A 22,789-nucleotide genomic window follows, 5' to 3' on the forward strand; every position below is an offset into this window, starting at 1 on the left:
CTGGTTTTAACAGGTGCAGGGATCTGTGTAAGACAAAATCCTGAGCGACGACTTCACCAAATCGAGCCGTTGCTGCTGCAAAGTCACCTGTGGCATTGCCAACCCAAATCCCTGCCCGTAATCTACCTCTATCTCGCAGCAGAACTCAATATCTTCCATGTCTTCAAGTCCCTCAGCGACGACTCGAATGCCCAAGTTATGAGCAGAATTCACTAAACTTTTGAGCATCACCTGCTTGAGAGAATGCTGACTGCAACCATGTACCAATCGACGATCTATCTTGATCAAATCCGGGCAAAACTCCATGAAGTAGTTATCTGGGGAAACACAGGCGCACAAATCATCCACAGCAATCCCAAACCCCCATTCTCGCAGGCGGTTGATGGTTTTCAATAGTTTTGGGCAACTAACCAGCGCTTCTACTTCGGTTAATTCAAATACAATTTGTTCGGGCTGTAATCCCAGATCGAGAATTAACTTGATGTTCTGATCTAGGGATGCAGGATCTTTGCTAATTACATTGGGTAATATATTGATAAAAAAGGTTTGATGGCTCTTCGTGTCAGCAATTGATTGTAAACAAATTGTCCGAGCCAGTTCATCAAACTCGCAAGCCAATTTCGTCGAAAGAGCTGCTTCAATCAACTGATAACCGCTAAAGTGTCCTTCCCGATCATCTTTGGCGCGTGCCAAACATTCATAAGCAATTATTTCGCCTGTTGATAAATTAAAAATAGGCTGATAGTGAAAAAATATCTGCTGCTTCGCTAAAATCTGAAAAAACCAAGCATATTTAACCGCCTGGGTAATCGTGCTAATCGGTTGCGCTTTTAAAAAATCCCCTAGTAAATTTTGATAATCGCGTGGCGATGTCCCAAGGGAAGAATCTCTTTGCTCGGTTCGCGTCAGGAAAAAGCGTGAGGAAGCTTGACTGGTTTCTGAAAGTACTTGGCTGATCTTGAGAAAAATACTAACCAGTTCACGATTAGTTACAGTTTGATAGAGAAGCTGAGGCATGGCAGGAAGCTCCTGAAACCCAATGCTGGAAAGACAGCAGCTAGTTTCTTTGTCATCAGGTTGGATAACCAGATTAAGCGGATGAATCTGTGACATTACAGCAGAGACTACCAATATTTTCTTCTAACGAATAAAGATATATCAACCTAGGAAATACCCTGTATCAACTGAAACTGTCTTCTATCTGAGGGCGTAAGAGGTATTCCCAACGGTACTATAGGTTAGTTTTCAAAAAATGGGAAGCTCGTAGCAAACATTATTCGCTCCTAGGCTGCGATCAAGAAGCCATGAGCCGTTTTAGGCAATAACTTTGGCTTATCTATATTCGGGAACCCACAGGAGGTGTCCCCGCAAAATCATGCCGCAATTGGGCAACACCTTGGTATAGAGACTAAAAAATTTTACCTATAGCGGGCAAGCAGTTGAGTCCAATACAGACCTAACCCCTTCCCACCTCTCCCTAACCCTCTCCTATAAGGAGAGGGAAGCGGAATAAATATTTTTTACGGGGAAGGGGAGTAAGACTCAAAGCCTATCTCCTATAAGCAGAGAGGTCATGCACTGTACTGCACCCAACCAAAAACCGCTATAGTACAGGGAGGTTTCTTGCATAAATCCGCACGTAAGTAAAGAAGTCTGTTGTGGACAGATGGATGCTACCTTCGCCGCTGCTGGTGGAAGTGCTAGCTTAGTGCATCGCTTCTATGAAGGGAATACTGCTGGCGCGGCGCTAGGTGAGTGACATGAGAATAGAGAATGCGATCGCATCCTTATCTGATTACGCCGTTAACATTACAAAAACCAAAAAAGTTATCAGGATCGCATTGTAGATTGCATGATCTGCTGTACTTGCCTGAACTCCTGCTTCCTGAGCTACTTTTTCATTATTATTTTTTCTGAAAGACTTGTCATGTACAAATTTATAGCGACAAGCAAATAAGAAGCCAGGAATAATTAGCAGAAAACCTGCATAAATTGGAATTCCTACGGAGATATGCACTAAGCCAAAAGCTGTAGAATTTCCGATTATCTGCTTCCAGGTGTTAGCACCTTGACGAAAAATCTTTTCCTCCAATCCAGCCCAAAACGGAACCATTAAAATTAAACATAGCCAAAAAATAACCATTAAAACTTTTGTGTAATCAAAAGGTGCTTTCTGAGCCGTACTGTTGGTTGGGACTGCTTTATAAGTCTGAGTTGCAACCTTTTCATCGGGTAAGTTCTGGGGTTGAGTTGCAACATTTTCATCAGGTGACTCCTGGGGTTGAGTTGCAATCTTTTCATCAGGCGGTAAGCTTTTACTGGGGCTGGGAAGTTGAGAATTGAGATTTTCTGGTGGAGGCTGAATGCTTTTAATAGTATCAAAGGGTTGAAATATGATATTTCCCGAATTTCCGAAAACTGCACTAGCCCATCCCCATTGCATAAATTGGGGAACGTAAGGCGTTACTACTGCAAATGTCGTTAGGGTAACAAATAGAATAAAAACTGCCCGGACATAACTTAAAATGCCACTTTTAAAATAAATTCCTAATACCCAATTTAATTGGGACTTGTTTTTCCAAAGATCGCGGAGAATAAACCAAATGATTGCAATCGAAAACAAAGTAGAGAATAATTGCTTAAAATTTGTTGCCCAAGGCGATTGAGCAGAACTGATGACAAAAATAAAGGCGGCGAGAAATAATAATTGATACTTAAAGGCATTGACAATAATTTTCAGTTCGTTGAACAGGCGCTTTCTTTTTTCAGAATGCACTAGATGTGGAAAAACCTTACCTGTTACGAGCAAGCAGATCAGTTTATAGAAGGCAGCCGCAGGGTATTCTGGTTTAAGTTGTAGGGCTTTTTCAAAGCTAGCGATCGCTTCTTGATAGCGATGTAATTTTCCCAGGACAAAGCCGCGACCATACCAGGCTTGGGGAAACCAGAATTCTTGACAATCTGGTTGAATTGTGATAGCTTTTTCAAAACTAGCCAGTGCTTCTTCATTTCGTCCTAAATTCACCATTAACAAACCGCGATTGTACCAAGCTCGCTGGTAGTCTGGATTGAGTTCCAAAGCTTTTTCAAAATTGGAAAGTGCTTCTTGGCGGCGTTTGGGTAGCGGTAGCACAACCCCACGGGTACACCAGGCTTCATAGCTATCCGGCTGAATTTCCAAAGCTTTATCACAGCTAGCGATCGCTTCTTGACGGCGATTTAATTTGCTCAGCACCCAACCCCGCTTGTACCAGACTTGATAAGATTCCGGTTGAATTTTCAAAGCTTGTTCGCAACTAGCCAGTGCTTCTTTACCGCGACCTAACATCATCAGTGCATGGGCGCGATCGCTCCAAGCTTCGGAATAATCTGGATTTAACTTTATGGCTTTATCGTAACAACTAACAGCTTCGTTGTAGCGGCTTAGATAAAATAAGGAAAGTCCATAGTTGTATAGAATTTTATCAGAGTTAGGTTGAATATCTAAAGCTTCTTGATAACGGGCAACAGCCTCCTTATACTTTCCTAATTCTGCTAATTTTAATCCTTCTTCAAGCAGCAATAAGGCTTTGCGTGTAGTGCTTGTTTGCTCATCCTGAATTTTTTGACGGTGTGCTTCTGGAGTTAGATTTGAGTCGTGTTGATAATCTGAATGAGAAAAATTTTTACCCTGAGTCATAGGAAGGGAACTCCAGATAGTAGACTGATTGCAGCTGAGTTGGTTTAGGTTTACGCGATCGCCTACTTTTCGGATCGGATCGCACCCCTCAAACCCCCCTTCCATACACGGGAAAGAGGGAAATTGGACTCTCCTCAAAGCTAAAAACACTCTTCTTTTAGAAGTGGTGCATGGCAGAGGTGGAGAGGAATGGGGGAGAAATTAACCGAGTAGTATTGCTAAGCGATCCTAGCCTACAGAGCCAAGTTGTCAATATCGCCAGGAGTTTTCAGAATGACCGCAGAACAAGATCCCGTTAAGGTGATGAAGCAGGAAGTCGGGAAAGCCGCCGCCGCCCGCGTCCAGTCGGGTACGATAGTGGGGCTGGGCACCGGATCGACGACCGCTTATGCAATTGAATTTTTGGGCGATCGCTTGAAGTCCGGCGATCTCAAAGACATCAAAGGCATCCCTACCTCATTTCAAGCATCCGTGCTGGCTAAACAGTACGGAATTCCCTTAACCACCCTGGATGAAGCCGATCGCATTGATATTGCCATTGATGGAGCCGATGAAGTCGATCCGCAGCACAATTTGATTAAAGGGGGCGGTGCTGCTCACACTCAGGAAAAGATAGTAGATTATTTGGCAGAACAGTTTATCGTCGTGGTCGATAGTTCCAAGCTAGTTGACAGACTGGGTTCCAGCTTCCGCGTGCCAGTAGAGGTAATTCCGATGGCGATGACACCCGTGATGCGGGCGATCGAAAAGCTAGGCGGTAAGCCAGAATTGCGGATGGGCGTCAAAAAAGCGGGTCCCGTCGTCACCGATCAAGGCAATCTGGTAATTGACGTAAAATTTGACACCATCGATAATCCTGGAGAACTGGAAAAGACGCTCAATAATATTCCTGGCGTTTTGGAAAATGGTTTATTTGTGGGCGTCACAGATTTAGTGTTAGTGGGCGAAGTGGTAGATGGTAAGCCGATTGTGCGAGAAGCTTAATCTTCTTTTGTGATGCTCAGAGCAAAATTACCAATCTGCTCTATATCAGGATTTTGTCTCTTTTACCGTGCGAGACAAAATCAGGACTTACGCAACTTGCGCGACATCTCTTGGGCAACCACAGGGGGATTGAACCGACAAGAACGCTATATGTATAAGCTTTGCGTAAGTCCTGAAAATCCGACCCTATCCTAGTTTCAGGCGTTTTTTTGTTGACGCTAAATCCTAGCGATCGCATAAACTTAAACTCGGATTTTTAACGATTTCTCCTTAGCACGGCTACCTGATAGTTGCGCTTGAGAATCTCCTGTCCTCCCCAACTAATATTGCAATTGCTACCGACAATTTTTCCGGGATGGACGCCATTATTGTGAGATGCCCGACAGATAAATATATCTCGATCTGCTTCTATACCACCAGCGATCGCACCTGTTGGCACCCGTCCGTTCGATGCTTCTATCCAAGCAATCCGAACGTTTCGCGGCGCGGTTAAAACTTCATAGAAAGGGCTGAGAATTTCCTCTTCTCCCCAACCAAAATTACAATTGTTGCCGACAACTTTTCCCGGATGCACGCCACCGTTATATTCGGCACGACAGATGTACAAACGACGCCCTGATTCATACCCACCAACCACGGCATCGGGCGGAATTTCTCTATTCGATGCACCTACCCAATTCAAGGCTCCTTCAGGACGGGGGCTATTCTGAGCCAGGATAGCAGAACTTGATGCCAGCAGCAGGGTTGCTGGTAAAAAAGATAGCAAGGTAGTACGAACAACGTTTGCAAGCATACTGAATTACCCTAAAAATAGTTGTGCTTAACTACAAGCACAATTCAGCAGTTTTCTTATGTATTTAGAAAGATGCAGTATCGGCGCTTTGGGCGTACAGAATTACAAATGCCCGTGTTTTCTTGTGGGGGAATGCGCTATCAGTTTAAGTGGCAGGATGTCCCCGCCTGGCGAATTCCCCGCGATAATCAACGGAATGTAGAAGCAACGATTCGCCGAGCCTTAGAAGTCGGAATCAATCACATTGAAACTGCCCGTGGCTACGGCACCTCCGAGATGCAATTGGGGCGGATTTTGCCGACTTTTCCCAGAGAAAAACTGATTGTCCAGACGAAAATCAGCCCGAAAGCAGACGCTAAAGAATTTCGCCAAGAATTTGAGAAGTCGCTGGCTTACTTGAAGCTAGATTACGTTGATTTGCTGTCGCTACACGGCATCAATAACGCCGATTTGCTGCACGATAGCATTAAACCTGGCGGCTGTCTGGAGGTGGCGCGACAGCTACAAGATCGAGGCAAAGTTCGGTTTATTGGCTTCTCGACTCACGGACCGACCGATATGATTGTGAAGGCGATTGAGACGAACCAGTTTGACTACGTTAACCTGCACTGGTACTACATCAATCAGTTCAACTGGTCGGCAATTGAGGCAGCTTCTCGGCACGATATGGGCGTTTTTATTATCAGCCCTTCGGAGAAAGGAGGAATGCTGTTTAAACCACCGCAAAAATTGGTGGATTTGTGCTATCCCCTCAGCCCAATGGTGTTTAACGATTTGTTTTGCCTGAGTCATTTACAGGTGCATACTCTTAGTGTGGGGGCGTCACGACCTGAGGATTTTGACGAACACCTGAAGACCTTGCCGCTGTTAGAGAAGGCAGAGTCAGTTTTGTTGCCAATTCTTCATCGCTTGGAGAAAGAAGCGAAGTCTACCCTAGGAGAAGACTGGGTAAAAACCTGGCACATTGGCTTACCAAAGCCAGAAGCAACGCCTGGTGGACTGAATATACAAGTGATTCTGTGGCTGAGAAATCTAGCGATCGCCTACGATATGATTGAGTACGCTAAAATGCGCTACAACCTACTGGGCAACGCCAGCCACTGGTTTCCCGGAGCCAAAGCGGATCGGGTGCGAGAACTAGACCTCCGGCAATGTCTCGCCCATAGTCCCCACGCCGACAAAATTCCCGCATTACTGGAAGAAACTGACCGACTGCTAGGAGGTCAAACGCTCAAACGCTTATCCCAAACATAAGATGGTATTAGGTAATGGCTAATCGAAGAGTGCTTGAACAATCCTTCAATTAGCCATCAGCAATTAGCCATTAATATTTAATATTTAACAATGCCGCGATCGCCCAATTATACTCAGCTATCTGAGGCAGAAACTTACAGCGAAATTATTGATGTCCGCTCACCCAGCGAATTCGCTGAAGATCGGATACCAGGTGCCATTAACCTGCCCATTCTGGATGACGACGAACGCGCTAAAGTCGGAACGCTCTACAAACAAGTTTGTCCTTTCACCGCCCGTAAACTAGGCGCTGCCTTCGTCTCTCAAAATATTTCCCATCACCTCACCCATCACTTTGCCGAAAAAGGCAAAGACTATCATCCCCTTGTATACTGCTGGCGTGGAGGACAGCGTTCTAACAGTTTGGCGACAGTCTTAAGTCAAATTGGTTGGCAAGTTACTGTCCTCCAAGGTGGCTACAAAACCTATCGTTCCTTGGTACGAGAGCAACTGCAACACCTACCAGAACGCTTTACCTTCCGGATATTATCTGGAATGACTGGCAGCGGTAAAACCCACATTTTGCGCCGTCTGGCTCAGTTTGGCATTCAGATGCTGGATCTGGAAGGTTTAGCAAACCATCGTGGTTCTCTCCTGGGTGAAGAGTGGGAGAATGGGAGCCAAGGAGCTAAGGAGCAGCTTGTAGAGACAAGGGCGATCGCATCTGAAGCAGAGAGACAATTATCGATTACCCATCCCCAGCCTCAGCCATCCCAAAAACACTTTGAATCCCTGCTACTGCAACAGTTGCAAAGCCTCGATCCCAACTTTCCGGTGTGGGTGGAAGCAGAGAGTAATAAAATTGGGCGCATTTATTTGCCCCCATCTCTCTGGCAGCAAATGAAACAAGCAAGCTGTTTAGAAATTCAGCTGCCTGTAGAAGCTAGAATTCAGTGGCTTTTGCAAGAATATCCTCACTTAATCGCCCACCCAGAGGTTTTGAAAGGGAAGTTGCACAGACTGAAATCTCGCTATGGTTGGGAAAAACTCCACGAATGGTACCAGCTCATTGATGCTGGGCAGTGGGAAAAATTGGTGAGAGACTTACTAGAGTGCCACTACGATCCGAGCTACAACCATGCTATCCGCCGCTGCTTTCCCAATTTAGAGCGAGTGGTTTCCCTGGCGGATTTATCGGATGCCAGTGTTGATGCTTTGGTCGAAATTTTAGATTTTAGAGCGGGTTCTACGAGCGAACAACCAGAATCTATCCGTTGCTCAACCCCAGCCTAATCATCCAAAATCCCAAGTCGAAAATACGGAAGCCCCATTAGATGCTCTAAATTGTTCTGACATCAATGGGGCTGAGGACGCAGTTAGGAGGTATCTTGCAGTCCAAGTTATCCGCAGAAATTTCCCCAAGCCGAGACTCTTAATAAGTTCTTAAGAAGCTATCAATCAGTCATTCGTCATTTGCGCTTAGCTTCGGTCTTTTTGCAGTTCTCTGAGGGCGGAATTCGCTCTCTGAGAGCCTTCCGTCTGACCCTGACGCTGGTAAAGGTCGCGGGCTTGCTCAAAAGCAGCGATCGCTTCGGGTACCCTTTCTCTCCCTCTGAGCGCCATTCCCAAGTTGTAGAAAGCTTGGGCATTTTCCGGCGACATTTCCACCAGCCGCCGATAGGCAACAATTGCCATTAGGTAGTCCTGCTGCTTTAGCAAAATATCAGCGATCGCTGTCTGAGCTTCCACTAGATCGGGTTTGATCTGCACTGCCCGTTGATAAGCCTTTAAGGCATCATCCAGATTATTCCCGGTTTGGAAAATTTTGCCAATCTGGAGGCTAATCTGAGCATTGCGAGGTTCTATCTTGGCTGCCCGTTCTAAAGCCGCAATCCCAGCCGTGACGTTGCCTTGCTTCATGTAAGCGGCTCCCAAGTTCAACTGCACGCCGCTGTCATTAGGGGCGAGGGCGACAGCCTGCTGGAGAGCTTGAATGGCTTCTGCGGGACGTCCCTGCTTCAGGAGGGCGGAGCCGATAAATTCATAAGCTTGCAAATTTTTCGGATCGAGCTGGAGGGCAGTTTCATAGGCTTGCATCGCGCCTTGATAATCTTCCTGACGCTGTAATACCACCCCTAATCCTAGATAGGCATTCAGGTTCTTGTTGTTGAGCTGGGCAGCACGCTGGTAGGCGGTTGCGGCACTGGCATTGTCTCCAAGATTCGCGAGAGTGTAACCCAAAGCATACTGAAAATCAGCATTCTTGGGTTCGAGGGTGACAGCCTGTTGATAAGCTTTGGCTGCTTCTCGGTAGTTGCCCTGAACTGCTTGTAAATAGCCGATGCCGGAGAATATGCGGGCGTTTTCGCGATCGAGAACGGCAGCTTGTTGATAAACTGCCAAAGCTCTGGCAATATCTCCCGCATCCACCAACTTACGCCCCTGCCGCAGCAGTTCGCTCACCTGCTGTTGATTGTCCTGGGCTACCAGTTGAGCAGCTTGGACAACTGGCATTTTGACGGTGGCGATCGCTGGCACCAACAAGAGACTGGCTACTAATAAAGTCTGTTTTTGCACGGTCGATTTTATCTTGAGTTTCTACAATTTTTCAGTGTTTCCATTCCGGAAGCATAAATCCCGAAGCTTTAAACACAGCAGATAGCTTGGCTTTACCTCGTCTATGCCCCAAATTCCCAGAAAAAGAAATTTTTGACGAGGATAGTTAATGATTGTAACAACAACTGATGTCATTCAAAAAGCTGTGTTAAAAGCATTTTTAGCAATTGTCACCGTTGAAGTCGTCTAGGGTAGTCATGCCCTGCGGATTTTTTTGCTGGGATTCCGGATATTATCGGCGGACGGAGTGGCAGTTATTTGTTGTGTTTTTGAGCGGAACGGGATGCGATAGTACAGCGACCAGTCTGGCTTTTTATTGCTCATCACTGCCATCGAAACAGCCGTAAAGCTCAAATTTTTTGGCTCTTCATTACTTGGTATGCTAAAAAGTTGATTCCAAAACTTGAAAGGCTTACCTAGCAAGGTATAACGATTTTGGACTGTATTTTCTATTTAATAAACGCTAAATTGGCTTAAATTCATGGCTAGTATAGCTTGTGGCGCTTCTTGACTATAAATTTAGCATACCAACTACGGAAGAGCCAATATTTTTTTAATGATTGCGATCGCGCTTTTCAACTAAATAGAACACTTATTATTTCTAGCGATAGATATCATGATTCTTCCTACTGATAGATATACTCAGATAAATACCAGCATAAAGTATAACCCAAGGGTGAAAGTTAGAAAAAAGTAGCTCTATAAAAAATAAAAACAGGAAAAGCGGTGAGCTATGTCATACACAAATCGCGAAGACAGGGTTGTTGTAGAGCCAATTGCTGGCAATCAAATTGTTGAGTACCACGATCGTGTAAGGTGGGGTCCCATTTTTGCCGGTATTGTCACTGCTTTAGCCACTCAGCTAATTCTGAGTGCTTTAGGAGCCGCAATTGGTGCTACTAATATTGCCGGTTCAGGCGCACCCAGATCCTATGCCGATGATGTTGGGAGAGCAGTCGGAATTTGGTCGATTATCTCTTTGTTCCTTTCACTTTTGGTTGGTAGTTGGGTAGCCGCCCGTGCCAGTGGCCCGATGAACCGAAATACGGCAATGTTAAATGGAGCCATTCTCTGGGCGACTACTTTGGCATTGAGTTCCTGGTTATTGGCAAGTGGAATATCGGGTGCATTCGGCATCGTCGGAGCAAATGCTGGAGAAATCGTCAACCAAGCACAACAAGGTGGGGTAAATGTACCCAACAACGCGCCTAATGTAACGGCTCAGCAAACTCGTGATATTGCGGGTGCCACAGCTAAGGCAGGTTGGTCGTTTACAATCGGTTCTCTATTAGGTTTAGCAGCATCGCTAATTGGCTCATCTTTAGGTGCCCGGACTCCCCGGCATCATACATAAAAATTGATGACCAACATTTAAAACACCTTTTTCAAGGTGTTTTTTTTGCAGATTAATTGTGAACTGCGGCAAGATTATCGCTGGCGACTATAACGCCCAATGAGTTCTGCTGCTGCCAGAATATGACCATTCATTGCCGCTTCCAACTGGTTTTTAGTGGCACCCGCTGCTAAATTTAATAGTCGATCTAGTGCGTAGAGTTTGAAAAAGTATCGATGCGTACCACTAGGCGGGCAAGGGCCACCATAACCTAAATTGCCAAAATCATTTTTACCCTGGACTCCCCCTTCAGCTAGGTTTGCTTGACTAGGAATGCCTCCAGGCAGATGGCGAATTTCAGGCGGGAGATCGTAGAGAACCCAGTGGACAAAAATTTCTCCAGGCGCATCCGGATCGTCAACGATTAAAGCGAGGCTCTGAGTACCCTCTGGAGGGGAATTCCAGCTAAGAGATGGGGAAATGTTTGAGCCGTCGCAGGTGTATTTAGACGGAATTACACTATTTGCAGTAAAAGCCGTACTTTCAAGTTTCATCGTTAGTGTCAGTTTAGAATAAAAGTTGTTCGCATTCATTCATATATAACAATCCTATTTGAGTCGTGAGATGTCAGCCCTTCAGATCCGCGACAACTCTTACGAAGTCGCGGATCTCGCCTTCACGAATCTAGGACTGCTATAGAGATAGAGAAGGATGCGATCGCGCGTTGCGCTGACTTGTCAGTTCCCATCTTCCTCTAAACTTGGCGAATCCACCCCAGCCACTTCATCTGGCTTGTTTCCACAACCATAGCGTGAGACGCGATCGCCTTAGCTCAATCAAAATAAATATAGATAAGACAATCGATTCAGCACAACGAATGACCACAATCGCAGTCAATCCCTATCTAGATGGCAACTTTGCACCAGTACGGGAAGAAATCGCACCCACCAACCTGAAAGTAATTGGCAACCTCCCCCCCGACTTATCTGGGATGTTCGTGCGGAATGGCCCCAATCCCCAATTCTCACCTATCGGTCGCTATCACTGGTTTGACGGGGATGGAATGTTGCACGGAGTGCGAATAAACAACGGCAAAGCTCAATATCGCAACCGTTATATCCGGACGCGGGGATTTAATATTGAGCGCGAAGCAGGTAAGGCGATTTGGACGGGGTTGGCAGAACCGTCACCAGGCAACAATCCTTACAATTTCCCTAAAAATACTGCTAACACGGCTCTGGTGTGGCACGATGGACGACTGCTGGCGCTTTGGGAAGGAGGCGAACCTCACGCTATCAAGGTTCCCAGCTTAGAGACATCCGGCGCTTACACTTACGATGGCAAGCTGGTTTCTGCCTTCACCGCCCATCCCAAGGTAGATGCCGAAACTGGGGAGATGATGTTTTTTGGCTACTCCTTTGCCCCACCGTACCTGAAATACAGCGTCGTTTCAGCTAACGGTGAGCTTTTGCGGACAGTTCCCATCAACTTGCCGATGGCGGTGATGATGCACGATTTTGCCATCACCGAACACTACACCATTTTTATGGATCTGCCGCTAACTTTCAGCATGGTACGAATGCAGCAGGGTAAACCACCGTTGATGTTTGAGCGCGATCGCCCTAGTCGTTTTGGTATTGTCCCCCGTCATGGCGATAACAGCAACATCCGCTGGTTTGAAAGTCCTCCCTGCTATGTCTTCCATACTCTCAATGCCTACGAGGAGGGGGATGAAGTGGTGCTTGTCGCTTGTCGCATGAGTTCCACCAGTGTCTTAACGACTGATATGACCCCCGGTGAAAATGAGGGAGACGCTGGTCGGTTGTATCGCTGGCGCTTTAACCTCAGCACGGGTACGGTAAAAGAGGAAATGCTGGACGATGCGCCTTCTGATTTCCCGCGTCTGAACGAACAGCGAATGGGACGACCAATGCGCTACGGTTATACGGCAAAGATGGCAAATAATCCCATGCCTCTATTTGAAGGTGTCATCAAGTATGACTTCAATAGTGGTAAGTCCGAAACTCACAAATTCGGACGGGAACGCTATGGTGGCGAGGCGGTATTTGTTCCCCGTCCCAATGCTACTGCTGAGGATGACGGTTGGCTTATGACTTTCGTCCACGATGATCGGGCAGATACTTCTGAACTGGTGGTCGTAAATGCCCAGGACGTGACTGCTGAACCAGTGGCGCGTGTCCTCATCCCCCAGCGAGTGCCTTACGGTTTCCACGGTGCTTGGGTTTGGGAGGAACAGTTAGGCGCTTCTGTCTAGCTTGTGGTGAGACGCGAACTGACAAGTCAGCGCAACGCGCGATCGCATTCTTGCCAAAATTATCTTAACTTGACAATATTCAGCTAGGTTTGGGACTGTAGCAAGGTTTTTATGGGGAAAGCGAATCTCCTTCGGAGACGCTTCGCGATCGCATTTGGTTGCGCTGGTATGATGCCGATGATAACTGGATTCCTACTCCTCAAGAGCGAGAAAGTCAACTACTTGAGCGAGAAAGGCGACGAGTAGAGAGATTAGCATCACAATTGCGCGCCCTTGGCATTGAACCGAATTTAGATTTTGAGACAGAGTTATGGAAGGAGAGAATGAAAATTGCAATTCCAAGAAACACTCTAGAAGAATTCTTACAACTTTCGTATATTGATGAATCACCAGCTTGGGAATATATCAATGGAGAGGCTGTTCAGAAACCTATGGGAGGCGGTAAACATAGCCTATTACAAAAACTTTTAGTTGCCAAAGTTGATGCAGCAGCTACTAATTACGAAGCTTTTCCAGAATTGCGTTGTAGTTTTGGTAATCGTTCGGTAGTTCCTGATGTCGTTGTCGTAGCTAGCGATAAACTACCATTGGATGAAAGCGGTGATATTTCTAGCACTGGTATTAATTTTGCACCAGAGTGGGTAATTGAAATACTTTCACCCGACCAAAGTCAAACTAAGGTTACTGGTAACATTCTGCACTGTCTGCGACATGGTACTCAGCTAGGATGGTTGCTCGATCCCAGCGAACGCTCAATTTTAGTTTATCAGTCGAATCGCCTACCAGATTTGTTAGCTAAAGCAGATGTTTTGCCTGTTTTAGAGAGTATAACTTTGACGCTTACAGTTGATGAAGTATTTGCTTGGTTGAAGCGGAGATAATGTTTTAAGACAAAGAGTAGAGAGATTAGCAGAACAATTGCGATCGCTTGGCGTTGAAGCCAATCTAGATGCTGAGGTGGAGTGATTGGAGGAGAGAACGCGAACTGACAAGTCAGCGCTTCGCTATCGCATTCTTGAAATCGTAAAAGATGCGATCGCTCATGTCTTGTTCGTACTCAAACAGGACTTACGCAACATCACTAGATATGGGGGCAACCACAGGGGGATTGCCCCTACAAAACACTATATGTATAAGCTTTGCGTAAGTCCTGTCAAATTCTAATTTTCTACCTCTTTTGTCGCCTCGCGCAGAATCGGTTTACCCATTGCCTTCTCAATCCGATCTAAAAGTGCATTTTTTCTAGCTTGGAAGAAGGTATCGAAGTTATCTATACGTAGTCTAGCTGGCTCTATAACGTGCGATCGCAAAATCTCATCAAGATTTTCTACTGAGATGTCGGATTTCTTCTGAATATCTGTTAAGTAGATGCTTGGTGCTTTACCTCCAATCATCTTATTAGTTTTGGCTGAAAGTGGGGTTTTGTTGATCGCGCAGTCGTAAACCTCGGCTGCAATGCTGTTGTTCTTACACCACTGTCGCGGAAAAATGTGATGGATATCAATAGCTTTATTAAAGTCCATCAAAGTGTCAATGGGATAACTTGTAAAGAAGTCGCACCCACCATCCCTCAACAACAAAGCAGATAAACCTTTATAAGCAGCACTTCTGCGAGTATACAGGCTTAAAAGACGATCGGGAGTAAAGTTAGCATCTCTGATAGTGTCAGGTTCAGCACCACCATTAATCCAGTCCCGCACTTGTGATACATCTTTCGCTAAACGACTTTCAATAGCACTACTGTAGAGTTCGCCAAAAACTCCACACCAATACCAATTAGCTAATTTTGCATTTGCTCCCGCTCCAATAGCGCGATCGCTAAGTGCTGCGAAAATAGCTGCAAGGGCTGTAAGTTGAGTTTGATAAGGCAGATCGCGATCGCTAAATATCTTTTGCGTGTGGAGAAATTTTGCTGCTTGCTCAAACCCTTGAGTAACTAAATCAGCCCATTCCTTGTATTGCTTCAAAGTCAGGTTTAGAATATCCTTGCGCTTACAACTTACTGAGGAATCTTCTAAGGTAGCAAGCAAAGTCACCGCTTGTAAAAAATCAGTTTTTTGAATATTTTTTAGTACCGAATGCTTCTTCAATTCCTTCTCCCGCTTAGTCCAATCTTCTCGGAGTTTGAACTTATAAATAGCAAAAGTTGCTGTAACTAATTCAAAAACATCAAGAGGTACGCCACCTGTATTCATTTTCTCAAAAACTTTACATACTGCCTCTCTAGGTGTTTCCTTATGTAGCAGAATAACTGGTACGTCGTAATGCTCAAACTGCTTTAAGATGTCATTATTAAATTTATTAAAAAACTTGACTTTTTCCTTTTCGTAATCCCAGTATTCGTTATGACTTGTCATCCAGTCGGATGAGTCAAAAATTTGTGAAACCGGAAACATTTCATTTTGGTACTCTTTTTCAGAGGTCGAGTAGTCTGATACAATTTCTTTACCAAAATTGCGGATTATCTTGTCCTCTGGTACGCTGACAATCGCTTCCTCCCGGTCAATACTTGGGTTGAGCGCTTTGGCGATATCAATGTAATACCATCTGTAAATTTCTTTGCCTCGTATATCTTTTGTTTTGACTGGTTTTCCTGATAGCAATGTCTGAAAAAGCGAAGTCAATCGCTGCTGTCCATCTAGAATTAGTTGCCCTGGTTCTGTCGGATTATTCAGTGTCACTCCTTCAATTGGGCGAGGTTGAAATCGCACATCAGGATTACCTGTTTCGAGCATCATCACTGCCCCAATTGGGTAAGAAAGTGAAATGCTGGCTAACAAGCTGCATATCTGGTCATCGTTCCAAACCCAGCTACGCTGAAAATCTGGCAGTTGAGTTTTTCCTTCTTTAGCGCTTCGCAACAGGTCAAGTAATGGCATACTGTCGCTGTCAAATTTTTTAACTGGTGGCATATCGTTTCTAGTATTGATTGCAGCAGAACTTATCAAAAAGCTCTATTTAAAGTATTCCCAAGAACAGGCCCCAGCTAACAGTAACAAAAATTAATAAAGCACTCATATAGAGGTTTATGCGATCGCTACAATTAAAATAACCACCCTCAAGCTCCAAACAAAGCAAGATGGTACAACAACTACCAACCGATACCGCAGCAGCGATCATCTACCCAGACAGCGACGGTCAACCAATGGCAGACAATACCAAGCAATTTGAGTTGATAGTGTTGATCAAAAAAAACTTGGATCTGCTGTTTGCTAATGACCCAAATGTATTTGTCGCTGGAGATTTACTTTGGTATCCCGTCGAAGGAGACAATAAAACTCGCCAAGCGCCGGATGCGATGGTTGCCTTTGGCAGACCAAAAGGCGATAGGGGTTCCTACAAGCAATGGGAAGAAGATAATATTCCACCACAAGTAGTATTTGAAATCTTATCTCCTGGCAATCGTCTTAAAGCAATGGCTCATAAATTCAAGTTCTACGAACGCTATGGCGTAGAGGAATATTATGTTTACGATCCAGATGACATTGAGCTAATCGGTTGGCTGCGCTTAGGAGAGGATTTAGAGATAATTGAGGAGATGAATGGTTGGGTTAGTCCTCGTCTAGGAGTGAGGTTTCAGGTGACATTTGAGAATCTGGAAATTTATACACCCACAGAAGAACGGTTTCTGAGTTTTGTGGAATTAGCTCAACTTAGGGAACAAGAACGCGATCGCGCAGATGAGGAACGCGATCGCGCAGATGAGGAACGCGATCGCGCAGATGAAGCGCTAAATCAATTGGAACAAGAAAGACAGCGCTATCAAGCCTTAGAGGCGCTACTGCGAGAACGAGGGATTAACCCGGAACAGTTGTAAAGTGTCATGGCGATGCTTGCAACGGCATCGCCACCCGCTTACGCACTGAAATATTTTGCTGCTGGATGATAGGCGATAATCGCCGTTGTAGATTGTTCGGGATACAGTTGTTCGCTTTCATCCATGTGAAGGTTGATGCGATCGCTTCCCAGTAACTCCAACAACTTATACTGATCCTGAATATTCGGACAAGCCGGATACCCAAAACTATACCGAGAACCCTGATAACGCTGCGCCAGAATATCCCGAATATTATCCGGTTCTGATGCCGCCAAGCCCAACTCCCGTCGGATTCGGGCGTGAAGCCACTCCGCCACCGCCTCCGCCGTTTGTACCGCCAAGCCGTGGAAATACAGATAATCGCTGTATTGATTATTTACAAACAACTTCTGCGCGAACTCCGTCGCAATATCCCCCACAGTCACCGCCTGCATCGCAAACACATCAACCTGTCCCGACTCAACAGGTGCAAAGAAATCAGAAATACACAGACGACGCATAGACTTTTGACGAGGGAAATTAAAAGTAGCAATTACCTCTTTCCTCTCTTCCTTGGCGTCCTTCGCGTCTTGGCGGTTCATTCCTTCTTGACTATAAATGTGCAAAGAATTTCCCTCACCCTGACACGGAAAATACCCGTACACAACTTGCGGATGCAGCAAATTCTCCTCTACAACCCGTTGCTTCCACTCCTTCAAAATCGGGTAAACCTTATCCTCTAAAAACTGATTGTACTCCTCGCGAGACTGTTCCTTCGGCTTGCGGAATTGCCACTGTCCAGCAATCAAAGCCTGCAAATCCAGATACTCAAACACCTCCTCTAATGGGATATCTTCAGGCTGTAATAATTTCGTACCCCAGAAAGGTGGAATTGGACGATCGATGTCAATCGCCACAGCCTCAGAACGCCGCGTATCTACTTCTACAGGTTGAGTTTCTTGAGTGCTATTCTCTAATGGCAGACGAGACGCTTCCTCTACAATAGGTGCATGACCAGTTTCCTCAACTTCATCCAAAAATCCCTGCAAATCATCCCAATTTCCAGTGGATTTAGCAGGCATTAATTTATCCATGAAATGCAGATCGGAAAAAGCATCTTTGCCGTAAATAACTTTACCTTTGTAAGTGTTTTGGCAATCTTCATGGACGAATTTAGGAGTCAGCGCCGCACCGCCTAAAATTACTGGGACTGTAATTCCTTTTTGGTTGAAAACCTCCAAATTATCTTTCATAAAAGCAGTTGATTTTACCAGCAAGCCGCTCATCGCAATACAATCAGCTTTGTGCTGCTCAAAAGCATCAACAATTTTATCAACAGGCTGTTTGATGCCAATATTAACCACCTTGTAACCGTTATTTGACAGGATGATATCCACCAAATTTTTACCGATGTCGTGGACATCTCCTTTAACGGTGGCAATTACTACAGTTCCTTTGGCATTATTTCCAGCATCTTTCTTTTCCATCAATGGTTCTAAATATGCCACCGCTGCTTTCATCGTTTCCGCAGATTGCAATACGAAAGGCAACTGCATTTGTCCGGAACCAAACAACTCGCCTACAACTTTCATGCCATCTAGCAAGAAGGTGTTAATAATATACAGAGGCGCATATTTCTCTAAAGCTTTGGTAAGTTGTTCCTCTAAGCCGATGCGTTCGCCGTCGATAATGTGACGCTTCAGACGTTCTTCTACGGGGAGATTTTCGTCATTAGAGCGATCGCGCTTCGTCGTTTTCCCTTCAAACAGCGTTGTCAACTCTCCCAGCGGATCGTAGGTGCAGATGTCTCCATCAAATTGCCGCTCATCGTAGATTAACTTGCGGCAGACTTCTTGATGCTCTGGCTCAATTTTCGCTAGCGGCAGAATTTTGCTAGCGCTGACAATTGCCGCATCCATCCCCACCGCGATCGCTTCGTGCAGAAACATGGAATTGAGGACGACTCGCGCCGCTGGGTTTAAACCGAAGGAAACGTTAGAAACCCCCAACATAACGTGGCAACCTGGAAGTTCTTCTCGAATGCGACGGATGGATTCAATGGTAGCTTTTCCATTAGCGCGGTCTTCTTCGATACCCGTAGAAATAGGTAGAGCGAGAGTATCAAAAAATATCTCGTAGGGTGGAATGCCATATTCGACAGCGGCGCGATAGGCACGTTGCGCGATCGCAAACTTCTTTTCAGCCGTCCGTGCCATCCCATCTTCATCAATCGTGCCAATAACGACACCGGCTCCGTACTTCTTCGCCAACTCCAGCACCTTGAAGAAGCGCTCCTCTCCATCTTCATAGTTAGTCGAATTCAGCAGGCACTTGCCCCCGGCAACCTTCAATCCTGCCTCCATCTTTTCCCATTCTGTGGAGTCGAGCATTAGCGGGATTGTCACATTTGTTACCAGCCGCGACACTAATTCATGCATATCTCGAACGCCATCGCGCCCGACATAGTCCACGTTGACATCAAGGACGTGCGCCCCTTCCCGCACCTGCGACTTCGCCAAAGAAACCAACCCATCCCAATCTTCCCCATTCAGCAAGTCGCGGCACTTCTTAGAACCGCTAGCATTCAGCCGCTCGCCCACAATCAGGAATGAATTATCCTGGTCATAAGGTTGGGCACTGTAAATTGACGCCGCCGCAGGCTCATAGCTAAAGTGCCGCTCTTTTGGCTTCAGAGTTTTGCCAATTTCTGCTAATTGTTGAATATGCTCAGGGCGCGTGCCGCAACAGCCGCCAATTATCTGCACGCCCCAATCTTCTACAAAGTGCATCAGCGCCATCCGCAATTCCATCGGCGTCAGCTTATAGTGAGCATGACCGCCAATATTTTCTGGTAAGCCAGCATTGGGAACGCAGGAAACCACAAACGGGGAGTGCTGGCAAAGATACTTGATATGCTCAGCCATCCGGTCTGGTCCCGTGGCACAGTTAAGTCCGAGAATATCAATCGGGTAACGTTCCAAAATCGTCACTACGGCGCTAATCTCAGAACCGACTAGCATCGTACCCATGACTTCCATCGTTACCGACACCATCAACGGGCGTCGTTCCCCCTTGCGCTGAAAGACTTCCTCAACCGCATTCAGTGCTGCCTTAATTTGCAGCACATCCTGACAAGTCTCGACAAGAAATAAATCAACGCCGCCGTCGTAAAGCGCCTCAGCTTGCTCTACAAAGGAAGCTTGCAGTGTGTCAAAGTCAATATGTCCCAGCGTTGGCAGCTTGGTCGTTGGACCTATCGAACCAGCCACAAACCGGGGTTTCTCCGGCGTCGAAAATTCCGCCGCCACGCGCTTCGCCAGTTCCGCCGCCTTCTTATTCAAATAGTAGGCTTGATCCGCCAGGTCGTACTCTGCCAGCACAATCGAGGCACCGCCAAAGGTATCTGTTTCAATCACATCGGCACCAACTGCCAAAAAGTCCCGATGCACCTTCTCCACCGCTTCTGGTTTAGTGTGTACCAGATATTCATTACAGCCTTCGTATTCTGGTCCCCCAAAGTCAGCGGCGGTCAGGTTTTGCGTTTGGAGGTTGGTTCCCATTGCGCCATCGAAGACGATGACAGGACGTTCAGGACTGTGGAGGCGAGTCAGGAAAGGGCTGTTCATAGATGACGAAGGCTTTTAAATAGGTGTTTGGGTTAAGCTTTGAACGATCAGCTTAATCTATTTTGCAGAATTTCTCGCTTTCGGGAGTAATCAAAACTATGAATGTACAGAAAGTAACGGCGTCTTCTCTCCCACAGCAGCAAGTTCCTCCCGAAGTCAGAGTCATTTTAACAGGCGTCACCTGGCAAACCTTCAAGGCACTACTAGCGGATCTCGGAAGCGATCGCGCCTGTAGACTCGCTTATGACCAGGGAATACTAGAAATTATGGTTCCATACCAAGAACACGAAGAATCTAAAATACTTATAGCGGAAATTGTTACAGCCTTAGCAGATGAGTTAGAAATTGAAATCATCCAACTCGGTTCTCTTACTCTAGAACGAGAAGATTTAACCCGTGCCGTGGAACCGGATACTTGCTTCTATATACAGAATGAAGCGTTGGTCAGAGGAAAAAAAATAGACTTGCAGACCGATCCACCACCAGATTTGGTTGTAGAGGTTGACTACACAAGTCCCTCTCTCAATAAGTTTCAAATCTATGCTTCTCTGGGCGTTCCTGAATTCTGGAGATACGAGAATTAGCGTCTTTATGTCTATCAATTAGGTGGTGGACAATATAATTTTTGCGCTCAAAGTCTGGCTTTTCCATTTCTACCAATTGCAGAAATACCAGCCTTGATTGAGCAAAGCAAAATTATTGGTCAGAGAGCCGCAGTCCGTTTATTTAAGGCAAGAATTCGAGAAATTTTGCAAAATTCTGATTTGGGGTGAGGCTAATGAGTAAAAACTTGGAAGCGATCGCGTTGCGCTGACTTGTCAGTTCGCTACCTGCTTCCCTCACCCTCCCTGTCATCTGTCCTATACTAAGCATGAATACTTACCTACATTGAAGGAAGCAGCGAACTGACTTTTTGGAGCGCTTCGCGATCGCTTTCCAATGTAGTTAAACTGAGATAACAACGCAGCAAAAGCGCCCCAATGTAGCCTATGTCTCCTGTTACTTTTGACCGCACTCCCTGTGTTTTACTCGTCGAAACCGACGAAATTCTTGTCCAACGTGTCAGCATGGATTTGCGAGAAGCTGGATATACTACTGTTGTTGCGCCAGACACCACCAGCGGTTTCCATCAAGCTTGCGAACTTCAGCCAGCTTTAGTCGTCGTAGATCGAGTGCTAACAGGAGATTCTGGACTGAAGTTGTGCAACCAACTGAGGAATGCCGGATCTCGCGTGCCAGTGCTGCTGTTGATGGCTCGCGATACCGTAGAAGATCGGGTTGCTTGTCTAAATTCGGGTGCCGATGATTACTTCCTCAAACCTTATCGCACGGACGCTTTTTTGCAACTGGTGCGTCTCTACTTACAGCCAGAAGCAGGTGCTAGCGAACAGTTACGGTTTGGCGAACTGGTTTTAGACTTGTCCACCCGCAGAGCAATGCGGAACGGGCGAGTGATTGACCTGACAATGAAGGAATTTGAACTCCTAAAGTATATGATGTCGCATCCCCGCGAAGTCTTGACCCGCGAACAGATTCTAGAAAATGTTTGGGGATACGACTTTATGGGAGAGTCAAATGTGATTGAGGTGTATATCCGTTATTTGCGTCTCAAAATTGAAGAAGAGAGCGAAAAGCGCTTGATTCAAACAGTGCGAGGTGTAGGATACGTTTTGCGAGAAGCTTAGAAAGGATTGAGTTTTGAGTTTAAATATCAAGGATAAAGGATGAATTTGGATTGGAGCGAACAGCACTTACGCGCATCCGCCAAAGGCGATCGCAACGCCAGAAAGCAGGCAAGTTTAGTGGTAATGATGCTGGCAGTTTTGCTGATGGGATGTTCAGCATCGGTGCCATCAACCTCCTCTCAGAGTGGGGAACCCGCACAACCATTGCAGCAGGCGTCGCCAGTATCAGCACCGACAACCCCTGCACAACCAGCGCTGTCATCATCGGAGGCATCACCCGCACAGAATAAGATGGGTCAAACTTTGCCAATTTCAGCTAAGGCAACGATGGCAAGTCAGGTGATTCAGCTGGAAGTGGCGCGGACACCCCAACAACAGCAAATGGGGTTAATGTACAGGAAGTCTTTGGCGGACGATCGCGGGATGCTATTTCTTTTCAACCCACCGCAACCGATCAATTTCTGGATGAAGAATACGCTCATTCCGCTGGATATGGTTTTTATGCTGGATGGAGTGGTGAAAGCGATCGCTGCCAATGTTCCTCCCTGTACAACCAGTCTTTGCCCCACTTATGGTCCGAATACGCCTGTTAACCAGGTGATTGAACTCCGAGGAGGACGAGCGGCGGAACTCGGTTTGAAGGCGGGCGATCGCGTCACCATTCAGTAACTCGATGCCAATACAGACGGACTTCCTGGCTCTCTTTTATAGTCCTTATCAAGGTGATTTAAAAATTTACTCGCTCTTTAGACGTATTTGTCGCCAAAAT

18 protein-coding genes and 1 pseudogene are annotated in these 22,789 nt (G+C 46.0%); 11 read left to right on the forward strand and 8 right to left on the reverse strand.

Annotation, left to right across the window (positions count from 1 at the left end; genetic code table 11):
- Positions 1–6: 6 nt before the first annotated feature.
- Entirely contained in the window at positions 7–1,113 is a 1,107-nt protein-coding gene (locus tag AC2VDX_RS19045; protein WP_486928225.1) for an EAL domain-containing protein, read from the reverse strand.
- 682 nt (positions 1,114–1,795) lie between these two features.
- On the reverse strand, positions 1,796–3,679 hold the full coding sequence (locus AC2VDX_RS19050; protein ID WP_378174006.1) for a tetratricopeptide repeat protein: 1,884 nt from the start codon (positions 3,677–3,679) through the stop codon (positions 1,796–1,798).
- Positions 3,680–3,952: 273 nt separating this feature from the next.
- Between AC2VDX_RS19050 and rpiA the strand changes: the two genes are divergently transcribed.
- The gene (gene rpiA, locus AC2VDX_RS19055) at positions 3,953–4,663 is read left to right on the forward strand and encodes a ribose-5-phosphate isomerase RpiA (RefSeq protein ID WP_378174003.1); all 711 of its coding nucleotides are present in this window, start codon (positions 3,953–3,955) and stop codon (positions 4,661–4,663) included.
- Between the two features lie 256 nt (positions 4,664–4,919).
- Here rpiA and AC2VDX_RS19060 read toward each other — a convergent pair whose 3' ends face one another.
- Complete coding sequence (locus AC2VDX_RS19060) at positions 4,920–5,456, reverse strand: DUF3421 domain-containing protein (protein ID WP_378174001.1); 537 nt, start codon at positions 5,454–5,456, stop codon at positions 4,920–4,922.
- Between the two features lie 72 nt (positions 5,457–5,528).
- Here AC2VDX_RS19060 and AC2VDX_RS19065 point away from each other — a divergent pair, with 72 nt between their 5' ends.
- Both AC2VDX_RS19065 and mnmH read left to right on the forward strand, forming a co-directional pair.
- Positions 5,529–6,710: an aldo/keto reductase gene (locus tag AC2VDX_RS19065; RefSeq protein ID WP_378173998.1), complete on the forward strand. Its 1,182-nt coding sequence runs from the start codon at positions 5,529–5,531 to the stop codon at positions 6,708–6,710.
- Positions 6,711–6,800: 90 nt separating this feature from the next.
- Entirely contained in the window at positions 6,801–7,982 is a 1,182-nt protein-coding gene (mnmH, locus tag AC2VDX_RS19070; protein ID WP_378173995.1) for a tRNA 2-selenouridine(34) synthase MnmH, read from the forward strand.
- Positions 7,983–8,168: 186 nt separating this feature from the next.
- On the opposite strand, the gene AC2VDX_RS19075 is transcribed toward mnmH, so the two are convergent.
- A complete protein-coding gene (locus AC2VDX_RS19075; protein ID WP_378173992.1) occupies positions 8,169–9,266 on the reverse strand; it encodes a tetratricopeptide repeat protein in 1,098 nt (365 codons plus the stop codon).
- Between the two features lie 148 nt (positions 9,267–9,414).
- Between AC2VDX_RS19075 and AC2VDX_RS19080 the strand changes: the two are divergent.
- Together AC2VDX_RS19080 and AC2VDX_RS19085 are read left to right on the forward strand one after the other, a co-directional pair.
- Positions 9,415–9,563, forward strand: a pseudogene (locus AC2VDX_RS19080) (heavy metal-binding domain-containing protein); the annotation flags it as partial.
- A gap of 475 nt (positions 9,564–10,038) precedes the next feature.
- Complete coding sequence (locus AC2VDX_RS19085; RefSeq protein WP_378173990.1) at positions 10,039–10,659, forward strand: hypothetical protein; 621 nt, start codon at positions 10,039–10,041, stop codon at positions 10,657–10,659.
- Between the two features lie 74 nt (positions 10,660–10,733).
- Here AC2VDX_RS19085 and AC2VDX_RS19090 read toward each other — a convergent pair whose 3' ends face one another.
- On the reverse strand, positions 10,734–11,192 hold the full coding sequence (locus AC2VDX_RS19090) for a YbhB/YbcL family Raf kinase inhibitor-like protein (RefSeq protein ID WP_378173987.1): 459 nt from the start codon (positions 11,190–11,192) through the stop codon (positions 10,734–10,736).
- Positions 11,193–11,515: 323 nt separating this feature from the next.
- On the opposite strand from AC2VDX_RS19090, the gene AC2VDX_RS19095 reads away from it, so the two are divergent.
- Together AC2VDX_RS19095 and AC2VDX_RS19100 are read left to right on the forward strand one after the other, a co-directional pair.
- Positions 11,516–12,913 carry a carotenoid oxygenase family protein gene (locus AC2VDX_RS19095; protein ID WP_378173984.1) on the forward strand — a complete coding sequence of 466 codons (1,398 nt, stop codon included), beginning with the start codon at positions 11,516–11,518 and terminating at the stop codon, positions 12,911–12,913.
- Between the two features lie 323 nt (positions 12,914–13,236).
- Positions 13,237–13,794 carry a Uma2 family endonuclease gene (locus AC2VDX_RS19100; protein WP_378173981.1) on the forward strand — a complete coding sequence of 186 codons (558 nt, stop codon included), beginning with the start codon at positions 13,237–13,239 and terminating at the stop codon, positions 13,792–13,794.
- A 279-nt stretch (positions 13,795–14,073) separates the two neighbouring features.
- On the opposite strand, the gene AC2VDX_RS19105 is transcribed toward AC2VDX_RS19100, so the two are convergent.
- Positions 14,074–15,825, reverse strand: coding sequence for a GmrSD restriction endonuclease domain-containing protein (locus AC2VDX_RS19105; protein WP_378173978.1), 1,752 nt, complete (start codon positions 15,823–15,825; stop codon positions 14,074–14,076).
- A gap of 167 nt (positions 15,826–15,992) precedes the next feature.
- Here AC2VDX_RS19105 and AC2VDX_RS19110 point away from each other — a divergent pair, with 167 nt between their 5' ends.
- Positions 15,993–16,730: a Uma2 family endonuclease gene (locus AC2VDX_RS19110; RefSeq protein WP_378173974.1), complete on the forward strand. Its 738-nt coding sequence runs from the start codon at positions 15,993–15,995 to the stop codon at positions 16,728–16,730.
- 38 nt (positions 16,731–16,768) lie between these two features.
- Here the strand turns inward: AC2VDX_RS19110 and metH are convergent, their stop codons facing one another.
- A complete protein-coding gene (gene metH, locus AC2VDX_RS19115; protein ID WP_378173971.1) occupies positions 16,769–20,335 on the reverse strand; it encodes a methionine synthase in 3,567 nt (1,188 codons plus the stop codon).
- 98 nt (positions 20,336–20,433) lie between these two features.
- Here metH and AC2VDX_RS19120 point away from each other — a divergent pair, with 98 nt between their 5' ends.
- A complete protein-coding gene (locus tag AC2VDX_RS19120) occupies positions 20,434–20,919 on the forward strand; it encodes a Uma2 family endonuclease (protein WP_378173968.1) in 486 nt (161 codons plus the stop codon).
- Positions 20,920–21,061: 142 nt separating this feature from the next.
- Here AC2VDX_RS19120 and AC2VDX_RS19125 read toward each other — a convergent pair whose 3' ends face one another.
- Positions 21,062–21,208, reverse strand: coding sequence for a hypothetical protein (locus tag AC2VDX_RS19125; protein WP_378173965.1), 147 nt, complete (start codon positions 21,206–21,208; stop codon positions 21,062–21,064).
- Between the two features lie 116 nt (positions 21,209–21,324).
- Here AC2VDX_RS19125 and nblR point away from each other — a divergent pair, with 116 nt between their 5' ends.
- The gene (gene nblR, locus AC2VDX_RS19130; RefSeq protein WP_378173963.1) at positions 21,325–22,020 is read left to right on the forward strand and encodes a response regulator transcription factor NblR; all 696 of its coding nucleotides are present in this window, start codon (positions 21,325–21,327) and stop codon (positions 22,018–22,020) included.
- A gap of 144 nt (positions 22,021–22,164) precedes the next feature.
- The gene (locus tag AC2VDX_RS19135) at positions 22,165–22,689 is read left to right on the forward strand and encodes a DUF192 domain-containing protein (protein ID WP_378174083.1); all 525 of its coding nucleotides are present in this window, start codon (positions 22,165–22,167) and stop codon (positions 22,687–22,689) included.
- Positions 22,690–22,789 lie beyond the last annotated feature (100 nt).

This window comes from Coleofasciculus sp. H7-1 (genome assembly GCF_057473865.1).